17 protein-coding genes and 1 riboswitch are annotated in these 23,554 nt (G+C 54.2%); of the genes, 8 read left to right on the top strand and 9 right to left on the bottom strand.

Annotated elements, in window-relative coordinates:
- Positions 1 to 325: 325 nt before the first annotated feature.
- The 6 genes from Dvar_RS30185 to Dvar_RS30160 form a co-directional block, all read right to left on the bottom strand.
- Entirely contained in the window at positions 326 to 1,036 is a 711-nt protein-coding gene (locus Dvar_RS30185; protein WP_419656837.1) for an ABC transporter ATP-binding protein, read from the bottom strand.
- Complete coding sequence (locus Dvar_RS30180) at positions 1,033 to 1,758, bottom strand: ABC transporter ATP-binding protein (protein WP_419656836.1); 726 nt, start codon at positions 1,756 to 1,758, stop codon at positions 1,033 to 1,035. Before Dvar_RS30180 ends, Dvar_RS30185 begins: the two co-directional genes overlap by 4 nt.
- On the bottom strand, positions 1,751 to 2,764 hold the full coding sequence (locus Dvar_RS30175) for a branched-chain amino acid ABC transporter permease (RefSeq protein WP_419656835.1): 1,014 nt from the start codon (positions 2,762 to 2,764) through the stop codon (positions 1,751 to 1,753). Before Dvar_RS30175 ends, Dvar_RS30180 begins: the two co-directional genes overlap by 8 nt.
- Before the next feature lie 3 nt (positions 2,765 to 2,767).
- A complete protein-coding gene (locus Dvar_RS30170; protein ID WP_419656834.1) occupies positions 2,768 to 3,652 on the bottom strand; it encodes a branched-chain amino acid ABC transporter permease in 885 nt (294 codons plus the stop codon).
- Between the two features lie 190 nt (positions 3,653 to 3,842).
- Entirely contained in the window at positions 3,843 to 5,075 is a 1,233-nt protein-coding gene (locus Dvar_RS30165) for an amino acid ABC transporter substrate-binding protein (RefSeq protein WP_419656833.1), read from the bottom strand.
- A gap of 567 nt (positions 5,076 to 5,642) precedes the next feature.
- Positions 5,643 to 7,472: a sigma 54-interacting transcriptional regulator gene (locus Dvar_RS30160; protein WP_419656832.1), complete on the bottom strand. Its 1,830-nt coding sequence runs from the start codon at positions 7,470 to 7,472 to the stop codon at positions 5,643 to 5,645.
- Between the two features lie 435 nt (positions 7,473 to 7,907).
- Here Dvar_RS30160 and gabT point away from each other — a divergent pair, with 435 nt between their 5' ends.
- The 4 genes from gabT to Dvar_RS30140 all read left to right on the top strand — a co-directional run bounded on the left by gabT (position 7,908) and on the right by Dvar_RS30140 (position 13,027).
- Positions 7,908 to 9,212 (top strand): 4-aminobutyrate--2-oxoglutarate transaminase, encoded by a 1,305-nt coding sequence (gene gabT / locus Dvar_RS30155; RefSeq protein WP_419656831.1) that lies wholly within the window; start codon positions 7,908 to 7,910, stop codon positions 9,210 to 9,212.
- A 74-nt stretch (positions 9,213 to 9,286) separates the two neighbouring features.
- A complete protein-coding gene (locus tag Dvar_RS30150; RefSeq protein WP_419656830.1) occupies positions 9,287 to 11,041 on the top strand; it encodes an aldehyde ferredoxin oxidoreductase family protein in 1,755 nt (584 codons plus the stop codon).
- Positions 11,042 to 11,108: 67 nt separating this feature from the next.
- Positions 11,109 to 12,086: a CoA transferase subunit A gene (locus Dvar_RS30145; protein ID WP_419656829.1), complete on the top strand. Its 978-nt coding sequence runs from the start codon at positions 11,109 to 11,111 to the stop codon at positions 12,084 to 12,086.
- A gap of 164 nt (positions 12,087 to 12,250) precedes the next feature.
- Positions 12,251 to 13,027, top strand: coding sequence for a CoA-transferase subunit beta (locus tag Dvar_RS30140; RefSeq protein WP_419656828.1), 777 nt, complete (start codon positions 12,251 to 12,253; stop codon positions 13,025 to 13,027).
- Between the two features lie 132 nt (positions 13,028 to 13,159).
- On the opposite strand, the gene Dvar_RS30135 is transcribed toward Dvar_RS30140, so the two are convergent.
- Positions 13,160 to 14,260 carry a TOBE domain-containing protein gene (locus tag Dvar_RS30135; RefSeq protein WP_419656827.1) on the bottom strand — a complete coding sequence of 367 codons (1,101 nt, stop codon included), beginning with the start codon at positions 14,258 to 14,260 and terminating at the stop codon, positions 13,160 to 13,162.
- Between the two features lie 259 nt (positions 14,261 to 14,519).
- Here Dvar_RS30135 and Dvar_RS30130 point away from each other — a divergent pair, with 259 nt between their 5' ends.
- A complete protein-coding gene (locus Dvar_RS30130) occupies positions 14,520 to 15,758 on the top strand; it encodes a putative sulfate/molybdate transporter (protein WP_419656826.1) in 1,239 nt (412 codons plus the stop codon).
- 139 nt (positions 15,759 to 15,897) lie between these two features.
- Complete coding sequence (locus Dvar_RS30125) at positions 15,898 to 19,086, top strand: cache domain-containing protein (protein WP_419656825.1); 3,189 nt, start codon at positions 15,898 to 15,900, stop codon at positions 19,084 to 19,086.
- Positions 19,087 to 19,091: 5 nt separating this feature from the next.
- Here the strand turns inward: Dvar_RS30125 and Dvar_RS30120 are convergent, their stop codons facing one another.
- Together Dvar_RS30120 and Dvar_RS30115 are read right to left on the bottom strand one after the other, a co-directional pair.
- The gene (locus Dvar_RS30120; RefSeq protein ID WP_419656824.1) at positions 19,092 to 20,072 is read right to left on the bottom strand and encodes an NAD(P)H-dependent flavin oxidoreductase; all 981 of its coding nucleotides are present in this window, start codon (positions 20,070 to 20,072) and stop codon (positions 19,092 to 19,094) included.
- A 17-nt stretch (positions 20,073 to 20,089) separates the two neighbouring features.
- On the bottom strand, positions 20,090 to 21,256 hold the full coding sequence (locus Dvar_RS30115; RefSeq protein WP_419656823.1) for an ABC transporter substrate-binding protein: 1,167 nt from the start codon (positions 21,254 to 21,256) through the stop codon (positions 20,090 to 20,092).
- A gap of 369 nt (positions 21,257 to 21,625) precedes the next feature.
- Between Dvar_RS30115 and arfB the strand changes: the two genes are divergently transcribed.
- A complete protein-coding gene (arfB, locus tag Dvar_RS30110; protein WP_419656822.1) occupies positions 21,626 to 22,039 on the top strand; it encodes an alternative ribosome rescue aminoacyl-tRNA hydrolase ArfB in 414 nt (137 codons plus the stop codon).
- 325 nt (positions 22,040 to 22,364) lie between these two features.
- Positions 22,365 to 22,556: riboswitch (cobalamin riboswitch) on the top strand.
- 296 nt (positions 22,557 to 22,852) lie between these two features.
- The gene (locus Dvar_RS30105) at positions 22,853 to 23,545 is read left to right on the top strand and encodes a DUF4465 domain-containing protein (RefSeq protein WP_419664180.1); all 693 of its coding nucleotides are present in this window, start codon (positions 22,853 to 22,855) and stop codon (positions 23,543 to 23,545) included.
- Positions 23,546 to 23,554 lie beyond the last annotated feature (9 nt).

Genomic DNA, 23,554 nt, shown 5'->3' with positions numbered 1-23,554 from the left:
AGTGATAGATAAAGGGGAAAAAAGAGAAGCCAACGGTTGACGCATTCTGAAGCCACTGATACTGGCGGGAATGTCAGATTGCATATTGATATGCAAATATGCATAGAATTGACCCGGCGTCAATCTACCGCCCAACGCCCGAATCGGGTGCGAGATGCCGTTTCCGGATGAGCGATAGTTCGTGTCCGCCCAGAAATAGGAAAATTTGGTCGAGATCAAGGCGCACAAAGAATTTTACCAAAGGCATATAGTTCATATTCCGAGGATAAAATTTTTTGTGCAACGCCGATATCGGTCAAATTGGCCATTTCTGGATGAGCACTAGTTAAATTCCCAGATACGCTTCTTGCACCTTGGGATCCTGGGCCAGTTCTGCGCCGGTGCCCTGATGAACCACACGGCCATTTTCCAGAACATAGCTGTAATCGGCGATTTTCAGTGCCTGATGGACATTTTGTTCCACCAGCAAGATGGTCCTGCCCTGGCGGCTGAGCTCGCGGATGATCTTAAACACTTCCTGGACCAGCAGCGGTGACAACCCCAGGCTGGGCTCGTCGAACATGATCAATTTGGGATCCTGCATCAGGGCCCGGCCGATGGCCAGCATCTGCTGTTCGCCGCCGGACAGGGTCTGAGCCTCCTGATTCTTGCGTTCGGCCAGCACCGGAAACAACTCGTAGACGTATTTCAGGTTTATTTCGCGGTTTTCCTTGGTTCGTTTGAGATAGGATCCCATGCGCAGATTGTCCTCCACGTTGAGCTGCGGAAACAACTGGCGTCCCTCGGGAACCAGGGATATTCCCGTATCGGCCACTTCGTGGGCGGGCAAACCACTGATCTGGTTGCCGTTGAAGCGGATTTTTCCGGATTTGGGCTGGAGCAGGCCGGCGATGGTTTTCATGGTCGTGGTTTTACCGGCACCGTTGGTTCCCAAAATGGTAACCAGTTGGCCTTCCTTGACGCTGAAACTGACATCCCACAGGGCTTGGATATCACCATAATACACTGAAATATCTTTAACTTGCAACACTTTCATGCGGCTTCCTCTCCTAAATAGGCTTGAATAACCCCGGGATCCTGGGCGACGTCGGCCGGTTTGCCGAGAGCCAGCTGCTCACCGAAGTTCAACACCACCACTCGGTCGCTGATACTCATGATTACCCGCATGATGTGCTCGACGATCAGGATGCTGATCCCGAACCCTTTGATTTTTAGAATCAGCTCGATCGTTTTGTCGGCCTCCGTGGGGTTGAGGCCGGCCACCACTTCATCGAGCAGCAAAAGGGACGGCTCGAGGGCCAGGGCCTTGCTAATCTCCAGTCGCTTGCGGCCCGCCAGGGTCAGGTTGGCAGCGGATTTGGACGCCTGATCGGCCAGGCCCGTGAATTCAAGAATCTTCCAGGCATGTTTTTCGGCCGCTTTACGCTTGGGGTGCCGGCAGAGCCCGGCAATGGTTACATTTTCCAGCACGCTAAGCCCGGGAAACGGTTTGACCACCTGGAACGTACGCCCGATACCAATGGATGCCAAGCGGTAAGGGGGCAGGCCGCCGATGTCCCGGCCTTTGAATTGAATCTGGCCCCGGGTCGGGGGGTAGTACCCGCTGATTACGTTGAACAAGGTGGTCTTACCGGCCCCATTGGGTCCGATCAATCCCATGACTTCGCCCTCGGCCAGATCAAAAGAGATCCCGTTGACCGCGTGCAGGCCGCCAAAGGTTTTCACAACATCCTGGATTTTCAGTATCGCTTCAGACATGGTCGGGTTCTCCTTTGGGTGCCTTTTTGGTGTCCGCCGCCTCATCGATCCGGGGGCGGATGGCAAGGCCGCTTTTAAAGGTTCGTGACGCTTCCCGGTACCCCATGAGCGTACCCCACAGGCCGTTGGGCAAAAAGACCACGGTCAAGGCAATGGCCGCACCCAGGATGATCAGGTACAAGACCTGATAATCGGACAGGTAGGCCCAGAACATGGTTTTAAAGGCAAAGACGATTACCGCGCCGATGGCCGGCCCGATGAGCGTGCCCAGCCCGCCCACCACGGCCATGACCACGGCCTGATCGGTGAGAATGTCGCCCAGGGCCGAAAGGGGGTCGATGAAGGTAATCCAGTAGGCGTAAATGCTGCCCATCAATCCCACGGGGATGGCCGACAGGACAAAGGCCTGCACCTTGACGGTGGTCGGGTTGATCCCCAGTGCCATGGCGCCTTCCTGATCTTCGCGGATCGCTCTGACCTTGAGACCGAAGGGGGCCCGTTCCAGAAGCACCCAGTACAGGGCGAAGGTCCCCGCCACCACGGCCAGCATCCAGAAGTAGAAATAGGCCGGGTTCAGAAACGGCGGCAGACGCATGCCGTCCGGGCCGCCGGTGATATCCAGAATCAGGGCCAGCTGCTGGATAGCCAGGGCCAGGGCCCAGGTGCCGATGGCAAAATAGGCGCCTTTTAGACGAAGGGTGGGTACACCGATGACAAGCGCCAACAACCCGGCCAAAAGGCCGCCCAGCGGTACGGTGAAAATGAACGCCCAGCCGGCGTGTTTCATCAAAATGGCCGTCGTGTAGGCGCCGACGCCGAAGAACATGGCGTGACCGAAGTTGAGATACCCGGTGTACCCGGCCAAGAGATCCCAGGTAATGGCCAATCCGATCCACATGATGGTTTCCGTGACGATGCGCAGCATAAACGGGCTGTCGAAGACCAGTGGCAGCGCCACGAGGATCAGAAGCAGGGGGATGAGCCAGAGATAGACGTTGGGGCGCATCGGTTACCATCCTTTCCCGAAAAGTCCCTTGGGGGAGATCAGCAAGATAATGTAGAGGAACACGAACACGGCCAGAAGGGTATAACTGGCGCTCAAGTAGACGATAAAAATGGACTGAATCAGCCCCAGCAGCAGTGCTGCCCAGGGAACGCCGGGCAGATACCCCATGCCGGCCAGCACGACGATGAAAAAGGCCAGCACCGTGTAACGTCCGCCCTCCATGGGGGTCATGGAAAAAATCGTAGCGATCAACACGCCGGTCATGGCGCTGATGCCAACGTAAATGCCGTAGATCGCGCAGTTGGTTTTGCGACTGTTGACCCCCATCAGCCCGGCCGACTCCGGGTGCTGGGCCAGGGCGCGCACACCGGTGCCGAAATCGGTTTTTTTCAGCATGAAAGACAGGGTCAGGGTGATGGCAGCGGCGAACAGCAGCCCGGCCAGGCGAACAAAGGGCACGGTCAGGAAAAAATCGCCCTTTTCGTACAGCCATGAGGATGAGGCCAGTGCGGACGGAATGCTGCGGCTGTAAAAACCAAAGATGGTCAGTCCCAGACCGCGGATCATGAGCATGATGCCAAAGGTGAATACCAGCCCCATGAGCAGCGGGTTGCCGCGCTGGCCGCTGAGCACCCGGCCAATCACGGGTTGCAGACCATAACCGATGGCGAAAAAGACGAAAAAGACGAAGGGCAGGAGCAGGAACGGATCCAAACCGATCCAGCGGTTCAGGTAGTACCCCATGAATGCGCCCAGCATGATCCACTCGCCAACGGCAAAATCGATGATGTGCATGACACCGAATACCAGGGAAAAGCCGATGGCTATGGTGATGTAGACGCCGCCAATGAGGATTCCATCCAGAATGACCTGTGGCAGGAGTTGCATTGGACTATCCTTTAATGAGTGTTAAGTGCTAAGTGTTAAGTGTTAAGTTGTGGATCATATCTTTTTATATAAAAATCGGAAGAATACCTTCACTTAACACTTTAAACTTAACACTTAACACTTGTCCTTTGGCTAAAATGCAGGGGCGAAAAATCTTTCGCCCCAACATTGAGACTGAACGATGACAAAATTATTTCCAGGACTTCATCGGGTACTGGGCGTCCGCTTCTTTGAACGCATCCGGTCCGATGATGACGGTTTTACCGTTCTGGATCTGCAGGGCCAGCGGGGTCAGGCCGGTGTTGGCATGGTAGAACTCGCCTTCATGGGAGAACTTGACGGGTCCGTAGAAGGTATTGAAATCCAGGTTTTCCAGGGCGTCCACCAGGGCCAGTTTGGCTTTGTCGTCAAGGGGCGGGACCGCGCCGATTTTCATGATCGCCGCCTGGAAAGCCAGGCCCGCGGTCGAACAGCCGGCCATGGTGTAGTCCGGTTCGATCCCGAACGTTTTCTTGATGTCGGCCGCGTAACTGGCAGCATCCTTCCAAATCAGGTCGCCGGTGGTTTTCAGGCTGGATGTCCATACGGATGCGCCGTAGACCTGTTCCGCATCCTGGCCCAGGGCTTCGACGAAAGCCGGTTCGGTTACGCCGTAGTGCATCAAAAGGGCCTTGGGGGCATAGTTGATCTGGCGCAGGGCCTTGACCAGCCGGATCAGTTCTTCGTCATGACCGCCAAAGGCGATCACGTCCGGCCGCATGGCGCGTACCGCCGACATGTAGGGCGTCAGGTCCTGCCCGGAAGGAACGATGTCGTATTTCATGACCTTGATGTTTAACTTTTTGCAGGTGTCGCGGAAGGTTTCCGCCGTGGCTTTGGAAAAGGCATCGTTGGACCCGATGACCACGGCCCGTTTGGGCGGCGGATTGAGCGTGGCAATGACTTCGAGGGGACCGGAGCCGGTGAAGTTGACGGGCGGGATGGTGCCGAAGGTAAACTTGAATTTTTCACGCCAGATCAGCGGGGATTCAGCCGAACCGGTAATCATGGGGATTTTGTATTTTTCCAGGACCGGTGCGGCGGCCAGGGTGACGCCGGAAGAGTAGGGGCCTAATGCGAAATCAATTTTTTCCCGGGCGGCCAGGCGTTCTGCGGCGGATGCGGCCTGGGACGGTTCGGACTGGGCATCACCGTAGATCAGTTTGACCGGATATTTTTTCCCGGCCACGTCGATGCCGCCGGCCGCGTTGACCCGTTTGGCCCACATTTCATATCCCTGCTTGGTCACGTTTCCACCGGTGGCCAGGCCGCCGGAAAGGGAGGTGATCACACCGATTTTATAGACGCCCTCATCGGCTCCCGCAGGGCCGGCCAGTAACAGGCACAGCGACACGACCAAGGCAATGCATGTGATACGTTTCATCTCGATCTCCTCTTTGTAGGTGGGGGTTGAAGGTTGATTCAGTTTATTTTGACGTATCCAAATGATATGGATACCATAAGCAATGCCCATACCAGGATGAACAAACCCGCCCATACCATGATGGCCTGGACGGCGTATGCAAAAAGGCCGGTCCCCTGAACGCGTTGGTTGAATTCTATTGGCAATGATTTCAGTTGTTATTTGAATCGCGTGTCAGCATTCAGCGGTTGTTGATCAGCGGTATTGGAGTCGGTTCTGAATCACAGTCGCAAATCGAACAGGGGCCGAAGACATCGGCGCTATGCAAGATTGCATAATCAGTGTTCACCCTTAGGGCTCGCGCAAAAATAACTTCACATTTTCAGCGCCCATCCATCCCACTCAGCGGCGTTGCGAAAACACGGAATATGCCTGATATTCCTTTGTCTTCGCGCCTTGCTGAGCGGGCGCCTGAACACTGACAATTTGTGAATTTATTTTTGCGCGAACCCTTAAATTTGCCTGTTTGGGATGCACACCCATTGGCAAACAGCTTCATCGGCGGATCCGTTTCCCGGCCAAAGCGGATTATCCCAGACCATGCTTTTTGATTTTGCGGGCAATGGTGGATTGATTGACCCCCAATGCCAGTGCAGCCTTGGTCTGGGTGCCGTGGGTGGCAAGGGCCTTTGAGATGATGCGCTTCTCGACGGCGGCCATGGCGCGGGTCAGATTGCCGTCTGCTTCCAGCATATCGAGACCGTAGTCCATGGGTTTGGAAAGACCGGCGGTCACGGCAGCGGGAAGATCATCAACATCGATGCGGGGTGATTCAGCCATCACCACCAGACGTTCACAGATGTTCATGAGCTCCCGGATGTTGCCGGGGAAGGTGTACGCCAGCAGGGCATCCAGGGCATGCCGGCTGAGGCGAGGCGGTTTGCCGCCTTTCAATTTAGCGGTGAAATGATCGATGTAGTGCTGAATCAGGGAGAGCTTGCATGCTTCGCGTTCTCTTAGCGGAGGCACGGTAATGGGAATCACATTGAGCCGGTAAAACAGATCCAGGCGGAATTGCCCTTGGGCCACCATCTGTTCCAGATCCCGGTGCGTGGCACAGATGATGCGGACATCAAGGGTGCGGGCACGGGTGCCACCCACCCGGGTCACCCGGCCGTCTTCTAAAAAGCGCAGCAGCTTGACCTGGGATGCAATGGGCAGTTCGGCAACCTCGTCCAGGAACAGGATGCCTTTGTCGGCCAACTCGAAATAGCCCGGCTTGCCCTGCTGGGCCGCACCGGTAAACGCACCTTTTTCATAACCGAACAATTCGCTTTCAACCAGACTTTCCGGTATGGCGCCGCAATTGACGTGGATCATGGGCTTGTCGGCCCTGGCCGAATGGGTATGGATCAGGTTGGCCACGACGCCTTTGCCGGTTCCGGACTCACCCAGAATTAGTACCGTCGAATCCACCCGGCTGACTTTTTCGGCCTGGGACAGCGCCTGGATGATATTGGCGCTGCGGGCGATGACCGCCCCGCCTTGCATTTCGGCGATCTGAAGCTCTTGCATCTGGCGCTGAATCTGATCGTTTTTGGCCATCTGGGCTTCCAGTTCTGCGCGCAGGGCGTCGATTTCGGTAATATCGCGTTCATTGACCACCACCCGAATCAACTTTCCTTCGGCATTGAATACCGGGTTGCCGGTCAGCATCAGTTTCCGTCCCGAGCGGGTCTGCTGCAACAGGTTTTCCCGCTTCCCGCTTTTCAGCACCTTGCGGGTCACTGAATGGTCGATGTGCCCGTCGGTGATCATCTCGTCAATGTTGCGGCCGACCACATCCGCGGCGCGCAGCATGTTCAGACGCTCGGAGGCCGCATTGATGCGCAGGATCATGCCCTGGTCGTCGCAGATCCAGAGGCCGTCGTCACTGGAAGCAATGATGGCGTCCAACTCCTGGCTAAGTTCTTGGAACGAGATCATTTTACGGGTGGTTTTTTCCAGCTCCGTACGATCTTCCAACAGACACAGCACGCCGATGACGTCGGTCTTGAAATTGATGGGCGCGATCCGGGCCAGGAAGGAGATTCCGCCGGCCTGGACCGGCTGATCGCGCAGTTCACGGCGTCTGATCAGCACCCGCTGTACCAGCGGCCAGAAGTCCGGCAGACTGGTGGAAATCAAACTGCCGGGAAACAGCCCCAGATGTTTTTGTACCAGATGATTGGAAATCGCCACCGTGCCGGACGGATCGACCACAAAGATGGCGCTGCCCGACGCATTGAGAAGGGCCCTTGCGAACAGCCGCCATTTGCGGGCGACATGATCATTGCCGGGGTTGGAGAGCAGCAGGGCATGAAGATCGGATACCGGATGGTTGGGATCGGTGTGGGGTGGGTCCATGCTGATATGCATAATCACACCCCTACATTTTATGCAAGACTGCATTAAAAAAAATATTTGCCTTGGATCGCATCGAGTTGATTCAGCCGATTCCGGTTGTCGGCAGTGAATGACAAATAAATGTTAAGAGTCGCTGAATTTTTATGCATTTCAATTAAGTTGTAATAAATCAAAGGCATGCATGGTTCCTCCCTTCCAATGACTGCCTGGCATACCTTTTTTGGCAGGATCGAGCCATGTCCGCGATCGTTCTTAAATGATGGTGATCATCTATATTCGATTCTCTTCGTGCAGTGGTATGGCATTTGCTTTGGCAGGACATTATGTGCGCCCAGTGGTTTGCTTTAAACTACGGGCCGATTTTTCTCAACCAGACGCCAAGACTACCCACCGCGTATACAACGACGTTTACGCCAATGATTCATCATTCAACAAAGGAGTTGTAAGATGCCAGGCCGGAATCAAGAATTACTCGATAAACGAAATCTCAATGTCCCCCAGGGACCCTTCAATACCACCCCCGCTTTTATCAAGGAGGCCGCCGGCGCGATCATGGTGGATGTACAGGGGCGTGAATTGATCGATTTCGCTGGCGGCATTGGTGTCAACAACGTGGGGCACTGCCATCCCAAGGTGGTGGACGCCATCCGTGACCAGGCCGGTAAATTCATTCACACCTGTTTTCACGTCGCCATGTACGAACCCTATGTGGACCTGGCCGAGCGACTCAATGCTCTGGCCCCCGGCGATGACGCCAAAATGACCCTGTTTGCCAACAGCGGCGCCGAGGCCGTGGAAAATGCGGTCAAGGTGGCCCGCTATGCCACCAAGCGTCCGGGGATTATCTGTTTTGAAAATGCGTTTCATGGCCGCACGCTTTTGACCATGACCCTGACCAGCAAGGTCAAACCCTACAAGTTCGGCTACGGTCCCTATGCGCCGGAAGTCTACCGCATGCCCTATGCCTACTGCTACCGCTGCCCGTTCAATTTGACCTATCCCGCCTGCAAGGTCGCCTGTGCCGATTATCTGGAAGAATTTTTTATCAGCCATGTACCTGCCGAGCAGACCGCGGCCGTGATCGCCGAACCGATCCAGGGTGAAGGGGGATTCATCACTCCGCCGCCCGAATACTTCCCCAAATTGAAGGCCATCTGCGAAAAATACGGCATCGCCCTGATTGCCGATGAAGTGCAAAGCGGTGCCGGCCGCACCGGTAAATTTTTCGCTATTGATCATTGGAATGTGGTGCCCGATATCATCACCATGGCCAAGAGTTTTGCCGGCGGCATGCCGCTTTCTGCGGTCATCGGCCGGGCCGACCTGATGAACGCCTCCCACGTGGGTGGCCTCGGCGGCACCTACGGCGGCAATCCCATCGCCTGCCGGGCGGCCCTGGCGGTCATGGAAATACTGCTCCAGGACGGACTCATGGAACGCGCCGTCACTTTAGGCGAAACCCTCAAGGCCCGCTTCGACGCCCTTCAAGAGCGCTTTGAGATCATCGGCGAGGTTCGCGGCAAAGGTCCCATGCTGGCCCTGGAACTGGTCGAGGATCGGCAGTCCAAAACACCGGCCACGGACAAGGCCAAGGCCCTCACGGCCCGCTGCTTTGAAAAAGGACTGATTCTGCTCAGCTGCGGTGGCCATGGCAATATTATCCGAACTTTGATGCCGCTGGTGATCACCGATGAACAACTGGACCGGGGGCTTTCCATTTTGGAGGAGAGCCTGGAGGATATTACCCGCTGAAGTGGACAATGCCAAAGACCAAAATCCATTACAAATGACGTTTCCATGAAAATGTTAACCACTGGGGGTGGACCATGTTCGGTTTTTTTAAAAAGGTTCTAAGCTTGAATGTCAGCGACCGGACCAGCCGCACCGAGGGTCTGGATACGGCACGTATCGAGACCGACATGGGGGGTAAAGGCCTGGGGTCACGGTTGCTGTTGGACCGCAACCCCGTCGGTGTCGATCCGCTGGCACCGGAAAGTCATCTGGTCATGGCCCTGGGGCCGGCCACGGACAGCCCTGTGCATGGCTCGTGTCGGCACGGCCTGTTTGCCAAATCACCACTGACCGGTCTTTACAGCGAGTCCTATGCCGGCGGCAGCGCAGCCATTGCCATGAGCCGCACCGGTTTCGACGCCTTTGATATCACCGGGGCGGCGGACCGCCCCTTGTGGCTGGAAATCACCGACCAGGGCACCCTTTTTCATGATGCCGATGAGTTGTGGGGGCTGGACACCTTTGAAACCGAGGCGGCCTTGAAAAAGCGAGTGGCCGCCCGGTCTCCGGCTGTTCTGACCATTGGTCCGGCCGGAGAAAACCAGGTCCGTTTCGCGGTGGTGAAAAACGATGGCTGGCGGGTATGCGGCCGGACCGGTATGGGAGCGGTGCTGGGATCGAAGAAAATCAAAGCTGTTGTTTTTCATGGCCAAAAGCGTCGTCCGTTTGCCGACCCGGCGGGTCTTAAAGCTTATGCCAAGGAGAAACTGCAAATCTTCAAGGACCACCCCGTCACCCAGGCCTACCGCAATTCTGGAACGCCCATGATGGTGGATGTGCTCAACAAGGCCGGCGCCTTTCCCAGTCGCTACTGGTCAACCGGGTCGGTCGATCATGCCCACAAAATCAACGCCAAAAGTATCAAAACGCATTGCAAGCCCAGACCCAAGGCCTGTCGGACCTGCTTTATGGCCTGCGGCAAAACGCTGACCGTACAGCATGGCCGCCACCAGGGACTGACTCTGGAAGGTCCTGAATATGAGACCATTTATGCCTTCGGCGGGCTGTGCATGGTGGATGAAATCGAGGAGATCATTTTTCTCAATGATCAATGCGATCGCTTAGGGATGGATACCATGACCGCGGGCAACCTGGCCGCTTTTGCCATCGAGGCCAGGCGCCGCGGAAAAATCGATTTTTCCATCGACTACAACCAACCCGACCGCATTGCTGCGCTTTTTAAAAAAATCGTTTTGCGTCAGGATGTAGGCGGACTGCTGGCCGAAGGCATCCGCCCGGCCAGCGAGGAGTTGGGGCTGGAAGAGATTGCCGTGCACGTCAAAGGGCTCGAACCGGCCGGCTATGACCCCCGGGTGCTCAAGGGGATGGGCCTGGCCTATGCCGTGTCCGATCGGGGCGCCTGCCACCTGCGGACCACTTTTTACAAACCCGAGCTGGCCGGAATGATCGATCCGGATCAGATCGAGGAAAAGGCCTCGATGTTCATCGATTTCGAAGACCGCTGCACGCTTTTCGATACTTTGATCCTGTGCCGGTTTTACAGGGATTTGTACCCCTGGGAGGAACTTGGCCGGATTTTTTCCATGACCACCGGAAAAACCATGCGCCAACCCGACCTGCAGGCCCTGGCCGGCCGGGTGGTCACCAACACGCGGGCCTTTAACCTGCGGGAAGGGATGCAGGCGGAAGACGAGTGGCTGCCCAAACGCTTCCTCAAGGAAGCCCTGCCAGGCGGCCAAAGGGTCGCTTCCCAGGATTTAGGCCGCTTGATCGATGATTACTACCGTTTGAGAGGCTGGACCAAGCCCGGAGCCCGGGGACAGGCTTGAAAGTGATAAACCGCTCCTTATATGCGTATTGACTTACCTTATTGATTTCATTTAAGACCAAGTGACCATGAATACCGAATCCAACAAACTGATTTCACTAAAAGCGGCGGTTGCCCGGTTTGTTCCCGATGGCGCGCACATTTCCATCGGCGGCTTTACCATCAATCGCAACCCCATGGCGGCGGTATACGAGATCATTCGCCAGCAAAAACGCCACCTGCATCTTTACGCCCATTCCAATGGCCAGGGGGTCGATGAACTGATCGGCGCGGGTTGCGTGGATGGTATCGAAATCGCCTATGCCGGCAACGGACGATTTGCTTCCACCTGCATCCGATTTCGCCAGGCCGTGGAGTCCGGTCGCCTGAAGGTTGAGGATTACTCCAACTACCAGATGACCTTGCGCTTCATGGCCGGTGCCATGGGCGTGCCCTTTCTGCCCACGCGATCTTCCCTGGGATCGGATCTTGTCACCCGCTGGGGGTTTTCGAAAAGCCGGCGCCAGGCCGACCCGCTGATCCCGGACCAGAAACTGGTGATTCTTGACAATCCTTTTGGCAACTGGGCGGATACCGAGCGGGTGGTACTTGTTCCGGCGATCAACCCGGATGTAACCATCATTCACGTGCAGGCTGCCGACCGACAGGGCACCGCCCGCATCACGGGCCTGCCCTTTGCCGATGTGGAGCAGGCCAAGGCGGCCCGGCACCTGATTATCACTTGTGAGACCCTGATTGAAGATGATCTGCTGCGAGGCGCACCGGAACGGAACCAAATTCCTTTTTTCTGTGTGGACGCCGTGGTGCATCTGCCCATGGGGGCCTGGCCCACGGCCTGCTACCGGCACTATGATTATGATCCGGCACGGCTGCACCAGTACCGGAAAGCGGCCCTGGATGATGCCCGCTACCAGGAGTATCTGCAGGCCCAGATTCTGGGCGTGCCGGACCATGCGACCATGATTGCCGGTGTCGATCCGGAGCAGCTTGAGAAAATCAGGGCGGATCGACGGACGGGGTATGCGAAAGGGCTCGACCGGCGTTAGGAAAGTGTTAAGTTTAAAGTGTTAAGTGTTAAGTTAATGATCGGGGCTGATTTTATATAAAATCGATAGAATACATTCACTTAACACTTCAAACTTAATACTTAACACTCCTTCATAACAAACGATTGATCAGAATCCGTAAACGATTGTTGAGAAGACATCCCATGACCAAGCAAACCGACTACACCAAACGCGAAATGATGGCCGTGGCTGCCGCCCGGGAAATCCGCGACGGGGATATCGTTTTTTGCGGTACCGGTATTTCCATGCTGGCCGCCATGGCCGCCAAGCATATCAGTGCACCCAGCAGCGTGATCTTTTTCGAAACCGGTGCCATTGATTCCCAGCTAGAGGAGGTGCCCCTGGCCGTGGGCGACTCCCGGGTGATGTTCGCCACTTGCGTTAACGGTGGCCTGGCCGATGCCTTTGCCACCATGCAGAACCGCTTTACCGGCCGCCAGGTGGTGGGGATCATGGGGGCGGCCCAGATCGATATTTACGGCAATCTCAACTCTACCGTGATCGGCGATTACGATACCCCGAAAGTCCGCTTTTCCGGTAGCGGCGGCGCCTGTGATGTGGCCTCTTTTGTCAGCCGTACGATTATTTTCATGCAACATGCCAAGCGTAAATTCGTGCCCAAGCTGGATTATTTGACCAGCCCGGGGTGGATCGATGGTCCCGACGGCCGAAAGAAAGCCGGTTTGCCCGGCGGTGGTCCGGCCTGCGTGATTACCGACATGGCCATCATGGGATTTGATGAGAATTCTCGAAAGATGTACCTCAAGGGCTGCTTCGAAGGAGTGAATAAAGAAGATGTCCTGGAGAACATGGGCTTTGCTGTGGATACTTCACGTGCCGTCCCGGTGCCGCCACCGACAGATGAGGAATTGGCGATTCTTAGAGACACCTGCGATCCCCAGCGCTTGATTCTGGGATAATACGGGGTCTATAAATCCTCGTAAATCAGCGTCGGCTGGTTGTCGATTTCGCCAAATGTCGCCCAGGGCAGGCTGACGGCAATCGACACGGCCGTGCAAAAGATAGCCATAAGGCATTAATAATAAGGCCCATCATTCCGCCAACAGCACTACCGCAAAACTGCTGAACATCACCCATGCCCGATCACCCTCGGCCAGTCCCAGACGTCGTTCACTTTCACTGGTGACCAGGGAACAGACCTGGGTGCCGCCGGAAATGCGAACGATAACCTCTGTATTGATGACGCCGCGGTTGATGCTTTCCACGACGCCATCCAGCACATTATCCGCGCTGGATTGTGAGGCCCGGGGGCCTTTTTGGACAATCACCCAGGGCGCTTTGATTTCAGCGGTAATCAAATCCCCTTTTTTCAGGCCCAACCGCCGGCGGCTTTCATTGGTGATGACCGTGGTGATACGGTGGCCGTCGATGGTGACCAAATCCACCTGGGTCTGGAGGTCTCCTTTGCGGATCGTCTGGATTTTGCCGAAAAAACAGTTGCGGGCGCTGGTTTTGCGGGTTGATTCTTTTTCCATATAATATCGCGTGACATTGTGGATGTCATCCTCGGAAAAAGAAACATAAGCCGAAGTGAGATTGGGTGTGGAGTGGCCCAATAACATCTGCACCGCCGGCAGGGGCATGTTGCTTTGCATCAATTCAACTGCGCGCGACCGGCGTAGGACCTCTGGTGCGCCGAGCGGTTTGGCGATCCCGCATGCCTCGGCGCGCTCATAAAACTTGCGTCTGACAAACCCCGGGTCCACGTTGAAGATGCCCTTTGGCGCCGCCTCGGATGTATCGGCAATGAGGGGCTGCATCTCCCGACAGAAGGTTTCGGACAGCTGCACGGTGCGAAGGGGGCGCCTATGGCTTTCATGCATGCGACCAAAGCGAACCGACCGGTCGTCAAGGTCAATATCCTGAAACGGGTCGAGATTCAGCACTTCACTCAGCTTGGCCCCGGTGTAACGAATCAAAAGAAATATCGCCAGAATACGCCGCCGCGAACGGCGCACATTGGTGCGTGTCGTCGCATCCACCCAGCTCCGGAAGGACTGTTCCAGTTGATGGAGCTGCACGGTATCCAGGTATTTTCCCTGGTCGGAGGGTGAGAAAATTTGCGCGTGATGGCTCCGCTCCTTAAGGTGACGGTGCGTGGCCGTTTCACGGCCCGGTTTTTTTTTGCTCATGGGCGGCTTGTCCATCCCGTTCGCTTCGTCTTGACAATGGGGCGGTATTTGATTTACTATCACGATAATATATAAAATCGTGATTACTTGTCAATTGGTTTTGCCAATCGAAGGATTACGACAGGATGGTGCCACCCGGTTTTTGCTTGTTTGAATAATCCGGATCAGGCCCGGTAACGAAACGGTAAGTGCTTAAGAGGAAGTATCCAGGGACGATTTGTTAATTCACGTGGTGGGCGGTTTTCATCAGGAGGGAAGAATGGATGCAAATCAGGACGCCGGCATCAACCAATCGAGCATCAGTGCCGCCTTTCAATTCAATCGCATGGAACTGGCCGGATCATTGGGTGATCTGGGTACCATTCTGCCCCTGGCCATTGGCATGATCCTGATCAATGGTCTTAATCCGTTGGGCGTGTTTTTCGCCGTAGGCCTGTTTTACATTTTTTCGGGACTCTACTTTAAAGTCACCAGCCCGGTGGAACCTATGAAAGTGATCGGCGCCTACGCCATTGCCACGGGTATTTCTGCGGGTCAGATTCAGGCGTCCTGCCTGTGGATATTCCTGTTTCTTCTGATCATCGGCGGAACCGGGATCATTACCCTGATCGGGCGCTACATCCCCAGGCCCGTGATCCGGGGCGTCCAGTTGTCCACGGGCGTGTTGCTGGTATCTCAAGGGGTTAAGTTGATGCTGGGCACATCGACCATTCAAGCCCTGCGTCAGGCCGCAGAGCCATACTTAACCGTTCAGTACCTGGGACCGGTGCCCATTGGTCTTGTAATCGGTGTATCTTTGGGGATCCTGACGCTCCTGTTGCTGGACAACCGGCGGCTGCCGGCCGCTATCGTTGTGGTGGGTGCCGGGGGGGCCGTCGGCCTTTTAATGGGAACCGGCAAAGGCCTGGACCAGCTCCACTTGGGCTTCAATCTGCCTCACTGGCTGCCTTTCGGAATGCCTAAGGCCGGTGATTTCACCTTTGCCCTGCTGGTGTTGGTACTGCCGCAAATTCCCATGACTTTAGGCAATGCGGTCATGGCCAATGCCGACCTGTCGGCGCAATATTTCCCCCAGGATGGCGGCCGGGTCACTTATCGGGCGCTTTGCATCAGTATGGCCCTGGCCAACCTGATGAGCTTTTTTCTGGGCGGGATGCCCATGTGCCAGGGGGCCGGCGGGTTGGCTTCACGCTATCGTTTCGGCGCCCGCAGCGCCGGATCCAACTTAATCAGCGGCACCATGTTTATGCTTTTGGCCCTTTTTCTGGGGGAACATCTCATGGGGGCAATTTACCTGCTTCCCATGAGTGCGCTTGGGATTCTGCTTATTTTCGCCGGACTGCAGTTGAGTCTGACGCTTCTGGATATGCACTCCCGCAAGGAGATGACGGTACCGGTTGTGGTTCTGGGGATCACGCTGGCCTCAAATCTGGCGGCCGGTTTTATGATCGGTATTGCCCTGGCCTATGCGCTGAAATCAGACAGGCTTTCCATATAGTGCCCATCCCCATTGCTATCACTTGACCCGTCTGCTGACTCGAGCTTATGATACATCAACGTACATGATGGATTGTCTGTATCCATCTGACAAATCGGTTTAACGTCTCAAGACATCCATTTGGGATCCATTGGAGGACATGTTGAAACCTCCAAAACTACATATCAATCGTATTTTTTTCTTCTACCTGGCGCTCGTCGCCTTTGTTTGCCTATCCTCCGTGGGGGCTGTTTGGATTACCTCCGAAATTTCCAGATTTAATAAAGAAGCCGATACCTTGCGGATATCTTTGCTTGAAGACAAGAAGACCGTATTGAAGCGAGAGGTTGATCGCGCGCTGGATTTTGTCAAACACATGCAGTCGAAAACAGAAAAGCGATTACGCAACGTTGCTAGAAATAGGGTTTACGAGGCCTATGCGATTGCTACGAATATTCTTGAAACAAAAAAACAAAATAAAAGTAATGCAGAAATAAAGGATACGATCCGGGAGGCCCTGAGGCCTATCCGGTACAACAAGGGAAGAGGGTATTTTTTCGCTTTTTCGCTGGACGGTGTAGAGCAATTGTTTCCCATCAATGCCGCTATGGAAGGCCGAAGCATGCTGGCGGTCAAAGGAGGGCAGGGTGAGTCGGTTGTCCCGGATATGATTGCACTGGCACAGGCCAAGGAGGAGGGCTTTTACCGCTACACATGGGTTAAACCCGGAGGCGACGGCTATTTCCCAAAGATCGCCTTTGTGAAATTGATTGCGCCCATTGGCTGGGTGATTGGCACGGGTGAATATCTCGATGATGTCAGGGCGGATATTCAGGAAGAATGCATTGAATGGATTTCCAATATCAAATTTGACCAGGACGGCTACGTGTTTGCCGGTCGTTGGGATGGTGTCAGCCTTTCCGGTCCGGAAACCGGCAGGAATATGATCGCAGTGCAGGACGTGAGGGGTGTCAAGATCGTCCAAAGACTCATTGACGCGGCAAAATCGGGTGGCGGTTTTGTCCAATATGTCATGCCGGCTTTAGCGGGCAATAAGCATGCGTCCAAGATCAGCTATGCTGCCGGGGTTCCAGAATGGCACTGGTATGTCGGTGCCGGAATGTATATGGATGACATAGAAGATCAGATAACCACCCGGCAGGCCGAATTAGACCGGCGCATCAAAAACAGCCTGCGGTCCATTTTTTTGATCCTATTCTCGTTTTTGATATTGATTTTTCTCATCGTCAGATTTCTTTCCAGGCGGATTGCGCATAACATGCGGCTGTTCAACGGTTTCTTCAGCCAGGCCGCGTCGGGGATGGCCAAAATTGATTTGAGCGCGGTGCATTTCCGGGAATTTTTCCGGCTTGCCGAGTCGGCCAATGAAATGCTGGACAATCGCATGCGTGTGGAACAGGCCTGGCGAGATAATGAAGCCAAACTTTTCCAGATCATCATGGGCAGTCCGGTGCCCACCTTTGTGATTGACGACCATCACATGACCACTCACTGGAATCAGGCCCTTGAACACATCACCGGAATATCGGCGCAGCAGGTCGTTGGCACCAACCGGCAGTGGATGGCCTTTTATGCAGCCGAAAGACCGGTCATGGCCGATCTGATCGTCGATCGCGCAAGTGCTATAGAAGTGAAGAAATATTATGACGGGAAACTGCAATCGGGTTCCACGGACGAGCATGCCTATGCTGCGGAGGATTTTTTTCCGGACATGGGTGACGATGGACGGTGGCTGTTTTTTACCGCTGCTGTTTTGCGGAACATCGATGGTGAGGTTATTGGAGCCGTTGAAACCCTGCAGGATTTTACGGCCCGCAAACGCGCCGAACAGGCTTTACGCGAATCCGAGGAAAAGTATCGCCTTTTAGTGGAAAATGCCAATGACGCCATATTCATTGTCCAGGATGAATACATCAAATTCCAAAATTCCAGAACACTGGACGTGCTTGGATATGACGCCGGAGAATTGGCACGGTTGCCTTTTCAGCAGTTGGTCCATCCAGAAGACCGGGATCAGATTCACCGTCCAGACGAGCAGACGCCCCAGGAAGAAAAACCCGCCCGTGATTATTTCTTCAGGATTGTCCATCAAAGTGGACGGTATGTGAATGGTCAGATGAACACCACCCCCATTACATGGGAGGGAAAACCGGCAACACTGAATTTTTTGAGGGATGTCACCGCCCAACAGATTGTCGAAGATCAATTGCGTCATGCCCAGAAACTGGAGGCCATCGGCACGCTGGCGGGGGGGATCGCCCACGACTTTAACAACATTCTGTCAGCCATACTGGGTTATTCTGAATTGGCCATGGCTGATCTGCCCATCGGCAACCCCATCCGTTACAAACTGGAATCCATTCACAAGTCGGGGGAACGGGCACGAGATCTGGTGGCCCAGATTCTGGCCTTCAGCCGCAAGGATGAGCCGGTCATGATACCGGTAGCCATGCATCTGATTGTCAAGGATGCCTTGAAAATTCTCCGTCCTGCCATCCCCACGACTATTGACATTCAGACCCGGATTGATGCCGGCTGCGATGTGCTCGGCGATCCTTCCCAGATTCATCGCGTCATCATGAACCTGTGTACCAACGCCTATCAGGAAATGATGGAAACCGGCGGAACGCTGAGTATTTCCTTGGCCAACACGGCGATAACCGGTCAGGCCGCCATTGATTCGATTGCACCGGGCGCTTATGCCAAGCTGACGGTTGCCGATACCGGCCGTGGCATTGCCCCGGAACATCTGGGGCGTATTTTTGACCCCTATTTTACCACCAAGGAGCGGGACAAGGGGACCGGCCTGGGATTGGCCGCGGTGCATGGCATCGTCAAAAGTCATGGTGGAACGATTCGTGTCGACAGCCGCATGGGACAGGGCACCCGCTTTGATATCTTTCTTCCCTTGACCCAGGAGAATGTCCGTGCCGAAGCGGACGCCAAAGCGCAGCTGGAAAAGGGGCATGAGCATATTCTACTGGTTGACGACGAGCCGGATATCCTTGACGTCGAGCGAGAAATGCTCGAGCACCTGGGGTACACCATTACCAGCCAGGGCAGTGCCGAAGCCGCTGTGAGGCTTTTCAGCGCCCAGCCGGATCAATTTGATCTGGTGATCACGGACATGACCATGCCCACCATCAGTGGTGACCGGCTGGCCGGTGAACTGAAAAGAATTCGCTCGGATATTCCCATCATTCTTTGCACCGGGTTCAACGAGCTGGTGACCAAGGAAAAAGCCGATGCGCTCGGCATCAGGGGCTTTTTGATGAAGCCTGTGAAAATGGCTGACCTGGCCGCGATGGTCCGCAAGCTGTTGGATTAATAGTCTTACGAATCCGTCAATATTCCCGCCAGACGATCCTGAATCAGGGCTGTGGCCTGGTTCATAATACCGTCGATGAGCTGCCTGCAGGTGGGAATGTCGTGGATCAGGCCGGCCACCATCCCACAGGACCAGACGCCGGCATCGACTTTGCCCTCCATCATGATGCTCGGATACACACCGGCCACCTCATCGATAATGTCCTCGATACCGATTTTATTGCCTAGCGTGGCCTCTTTTTCCAGCAGACGCCGGACCGCGGCATTGTCCAGAACCCGTTCGGTGTTTTTCAGCGGCCGCATGACCAGACGGGTATCCAGTTCCGATGCCGCCACAATGGCCTGTTTGACGTTATCGTGGACCGGGGCTTCCTTTGTGGCGATGAACCGCGTGCCCATGTTGATGCCATCCGCGCCCAGGGCCAGGGAGGCGACCAGACTGCGGCCATCCGCCATGCCGCCCGAGGCCACAAAGGGGATGCGCAGTTCCTCTGCCGCGCGGGGAAGCAGGATCATGTTGGGGATATCATCTTCACCCGGATGCCCGCCGCACTCGAAGCCGTCCACGGATACGGCATCGCATCCAATGGCCTCGGCTTTCAATGCGTGGCGTACCGACGTGCATTTGTGGATCACCCGTACACCGGCATCTTTCAGGGCTGGAAGAAAGGGCTCCGGGTTACGACCGGCGGTTTCCACGATTTTGACCCCGCCTTCGATGATCGCGCGGATGTAGCCAGGATAATCCGGCGTGCTCACCGTGGGTAAAAAGGTCAGGTTCACCCCAAACGGCTTGTCCGTCATTTCGCGGCAGCGGGCGATTTCTTTTTCCAGGTCGGCCGGGGTTTTCTGGGTCAGGGCGGTAATGATGCCAAGTCCGCCGGCATTGGACACCGCCGCGGCCAACTGCGCGAAACCCACATAATGCATGCCCCCTTGAATGATCGGGTGCTGGATGCCAAACAATTCGGTGATTCTTGTTTTCATGAACAGTCCTTTTTTTGCTAATCCATTTTACACTGCGGTACATACACATTGCTGCGATTGGTAAAGACCCGTTTGATTGTTTTGTTGGTGTACTGGCCGTCTGCGCTTTTGACCACTTCACGCATATAAATGTTCTGAATGGGGTGCTGGTTGGCGGAAAACGAAAAATGTCCCCGTACACTCTCAAAGTTGGCTCTACGAATGGCCTTGCGCAGTTCCGGCAGACCCGCTGTTTCTCCTTTTACCGCTTTTAAGGCACTGCCCAGCAATCTGGCCGTGTCATACCCCTGGCTGGCATACAGCGTGGGAATACGACCGTATGCCTTTTTAAACGCCTGGACAAATTGACGGTTGGCCGGGTAGTTCAGGTCGTGGCACCATTGCGATCCATTTTTCGCACCGATGGCGGCGTCTTTGACGGATTGTAAAAGTCGTTCGTCAAAGGAAAAGGCCGGGCCGAACACCGGAATGCTCTGGGTCAACTCCGCCTGGGCATATTGCTTGAGGAAATTGATACCCATGCCGCCAGGCAGGAAAAAATAGACCGCATCGGGTGCTGTCGCCTTTAATTTGGCAATTTCGTCGGTGTAGTCCGATTGACCCAGTTTGGTGTAGACCTCTGCGGCAATGGGGCCTTGATAATAACGCTTAAATCCCTCCAGATGGTCCTTACCGGCCTGATAATCGGGCGCAATTAAATAGAGCTTCTTGAATCCGGCATTGATGACATATTTCCCCACCACTTCATCGAGATTATCGTTCTGATAGGCCACATTGAAATAATTGGGATGGCAAAGATTACCGGCCAATAGGGATGGTCCGGCATTGGTGGAAAGATAAATCACATCATAGCGGACCACATCGGGAACCACGGCAATGGCCACGTTGGAAAAAACAATGCCGGTCAATATTTTTACATTGCTTTTGATGAATCGGTCGGCAATCTGCTTGGCCTTTTTCGGATCTCCGCCGTCATCTTCCACGAGCAACTGTACGGGAGCACCGCCTAATCGGCCACTTTCCTGGTTAATGGCCAATTGAAAACCGTCACGGGTTTCTTCTCCCAAGTAACCGGCCTGGGTGGACAAGGTGGTGATCATGCCGATTTTTACTGGCGATAAGGCCTGGGCGGGGGCAGCCAACATCAGGACAATGATCGTCGCAGCAAGAAATATCAATCGCATGGTGGATCCTCTTTGTTTAAATTCATCTGGGGCTGTCTTCAATGGTTCAGTCCAGAATCTTTGGTACCTATAGAAGCCTTCCTTAAGATGCAAGACTTAATTTAGTAAATCATTGTCCTTAATAAATCCCAATGTTGCAAACGTTGGAGGGCAACAGAGCCAAAGCGCCAGCAGAGAAGAGCATTGCAACTGAAGGGTTTTGCCGCATTTGGGTTGCCAAATCAAAGATCTTGTCCCATATTATCTGCAACCGAAGCTTAAGGTTTCTTGATCCTTTGTTCAATTTCTCAATTTTTCTAACTAGTGGGGCGTTTTTAACGATTAACCCTAACAAGCAAAGGTCCTTAACGGACCCCGGATTGATACACAATGCTTCAAATTACCGACCACCTGGCGATTGCGGACAACGAGATTGAAATCAGTGCCATTCGTGCCCAGGGCGCTGGTGGACAAAATGTAAACAAGGTTTCCTCGGCAGTCCATCTGCGGTTTGATATCCAAGCGTCCTCTCTGCCCGCGGGGTGCAAAAAAAGGCTATTAAACAGCCGAGACCAACGCATCACCAAGGATGGGGTCGTCGTGATCAAGGCCCAGGAACACCGCAGCTTTGCCAAAAATCATGACGCTGCGATAGCGCGTCTGGTGAATTTGATTCGTGCAAGTCTCAAGCCCGTTAGGCGGCGCAAGGCCACCCAGCCGTCCCGGGCTGCCGTGGCGCGGCGTATGGACAGCAAGACCAAAAGGGGGCGAATCAAGCAGATGCGGCGCAAACCGGATTGGTGAAAGGGTAAACTGGTGCGGAAATGGTGCCGGGCAAATTGCAGGCGGCCTTTCTTCTTTCACATCCTTCCCCATTGCGGGCTTAATTTCTCAAACAGGCTCTCATAGACTAAAAAGAGATGCCTCACCCCTGCCATGCCTTCATTGAGAATAAACTTCTCATTATACCGATAATTTGTGAGTAGTGATGGCCTGCCTTGGATCTTTTTCTGACACGCATTTGCGCCTTGCACGATCATATATCTAATAAAAACAGTAGAAAATATATTGTGCTCTTTGAAACAAGCCCGTGAGAAATTGTAAAAGGCCTTGACAAAAAATAAAATAACGGTATTTCTAAACCTAAAAAATTCAGACACACATATTGAAAGAAAAGGGAAACCTCGTGAAAATCGGGGACGGGCCCGCCGCTGTGAGTGGTGACGAAAGCCGCTGCAGATACGCATCTTAAATGATTGATAAGATGTGGTCAGTAGGATGAACCACAAGTCAGAAACCTTTTCTGGATAGACATATAGATGGCATTATTTTTGCGAATCCAAAAAGCCGTCGTAATACTGAGGATGAGAATAAAGTACTCACCAAGAGAATGTTGCCTCGATCCGGGATTTTTTCTCAGTAATCTTAAAATTGCCTGTTTAAGCCGCTTATGCGGCAGTTTTTATTGATAGGATAACATTGTACCGATATCCGTGAATTCTATTCCGATGTCGGTTTTTTGCTGCAACGAATCCTGTCGATGGACCACATCAATATCAATCAACCTGACAACTTGAAGGGAGGTGATCTGGAAGACGTTTTTGAGAAAAGCAGAATCTGCGTGTATGTGATTTTTTTTCTCATAATGATGCCACCTATTCGTGGGATGGATTCGTTTACTCAAATATGACGGATACCACGACGGCCGGCCACACCAATCAGTTTAGTGCCATCAACGGTGGCGGGGTCGACGGATCTGCCAATTACGGTGTTGGATACATCCCCATGGATTATGCCAGCGGGACGTATGACCCCATTCCCCAGCAGGTCAGCTTTGGTGCTGGAACCGGAGAGGACTACAACACGACCATATCCGGTGCCTATTTCACCAACACCACATTTGCGTATCTGTCGATGCGTGATGGCGACAGCTTCGCCAAGCAATTTGGCGGTGAATCCGGAAATGACGAGGATTATTTCAAACTTACGATCACCGGCATCACCGAGACGGGGTATACGGATAATTCGGTTGAATTTTACCTGGCCGATTTCCGCTTTTCCGATAACGATCAGGATTACATTGTAGACGACTGGACTTGGGTTGACCTGAGCAGCCTGGGCAACGTCATCGGCCTGGAGTTCATGATCGAATCATCTGACGTCGGGGCATACGGAATTAATACACCCGGCTATTTTGCCATGGATAATCTGAACGCCGTGAGCGCAGTTCCCGTTCCAGCCGCCGTTTGGCTATTGGGCAGTGGCTTCTTGGGGCTGATTGGCATCCGGCGCAAAAGCCATTCAAAATAAAGGGGGCGC

It is taken from the genome of Desulfosarcina variabilis str. Montpellier, assembly GCF_048565275.1.
GTDB classification, from domain to species: domain Bacteria; phylum Desulfobacterota; class Desulfobacteria; order Desulfobacterales; family Desulfosarcinaceae; genus Desulfosarcina; species Desulfosarcina variabilis.
Note: the sequence above shows the minus strand (reverse complement) of the source record. Positions and strands in the feature narration are given on the sequence as shown.

What these genes read in the sequence shown, in the direction of transcription:
- Dvar_RS30185 (WP_419656837.1), bottom strand. Translation starts at nt 1,036, where the DNA reads ATGAAAGTGTTGCAAGTTAAAGATATTTCAGTGTATTATGGTGATATC.
- Dvar_RS30180 (WP_419656836.1), bottom strand. Translation starts at nt 1,758, where the DNA reads ATGTCTGAAGCGATACTGAAAATCCAGGATGTTGTGAAAACCTTTGGC.
- Dvar_RS30175 (WP_419656835.1), bottom strand. Translation starts at nt 2,764, where the DNA reads ATGCGCCCCAACGTCTATCTCTGGCTCATCCCCCTGCTTCTGATCCTC.
- Dvar_RS30170 (WP_419656834.1), bottom strand. Translation starts at nt 3,652, where the DNA reads ATGCAACTCCTGCCACAGGTCATTCTGGATGGAATCCTCATTGGCGGC.
- Dvar_RS30165 (WP_419656833.1), bottom strand. Translation starts at nt 5,075, where the DNA reads ATGAAACGTATCACATGCATTGCCTTGGTCGTGTCGCTGTGCCTGTTA.
- Dvar_RS30160 (WP_419656832.1), bottom strand. Translation starts at nt 7,472, where the DNA reads ATGCATATCAGCATGGACCCACCCCACACCGATCCCAACCATCCGGTA.
- gabT (WP_419656831.1), top strand. Translation starts at nt 7,908, where the DNA reads ATGCCAGGCCGGAATCAAGAATTACTCGATAAACGAAATCTCAATGTC.
- Dvar_RS30150 (WP_419656830.1), top strand. Translation starts at nt 9,287, where the DNA reads ATGTTCGGTTTTTTTAAAAAGGTTCTAAGCTTGAATGTCAGCGACCGG.
- Dvar_RS30145 (WP_419656829.1), top strand. Translation starts at nt 11,109, where the DNA reads ATGAATACCGAATCCAACAAACTGATTTCACTAAAAGCGGCGGTTGCC.
- Dvar_RS30140 (WP_419656828.1), top strand. Translation starts at nt 12,251, where the DNA reads ATGACCAAGCAAACCGACTACACCAAACGCGAAATGATGGCCGTGGCT.
- Dvar_RS30135 (WP_419656827.1), bottom strand. Translation starts at nt 14,260, where the DNA reads ATGAGCAAAAAAAAACCGGGCCGTGAAACGGCCACGCACCGTCACCTT.
- Dvar_RS30130 (WP_419656826.1), top strand. Translation starts at nt 14,520, where the DNA reads ATGGATGCAAATCAGGACGCCGGCATCAACCAATCGAGCATCAGTGCC.
- Dvar_RS30125 (WP_419656825.1), top strand. Translation starts at nt 15,898, where the DNA reads ATGTTGAAACCTCCAAAACTACATATCAATCGTATTTTTTTCTTCTAC.
- Dvar_RS30120 (WP_419656824.1), bottom strand. Translation starts at nt 20,072, where the DNA reads ATGAAAACAAGAATCACCGAATTGTTTGGCATCCAGCACCCGATCATT.
- Dvar_RS30115 (WP_419656823.1), bottom strand. Translation starts at nt 21,256, where the DNA reads ATGCGATTGATATTTCTTGCTGCGACGATCATTGTCCTGATGTTGGCT.
- arfB (WP_419656822.1), top strand. Translation starts at nt 21,626, where the DNA reads ATGCTTCAAATTACCGACCACCTGGCGATTGCGGACAACGAGATTGAA.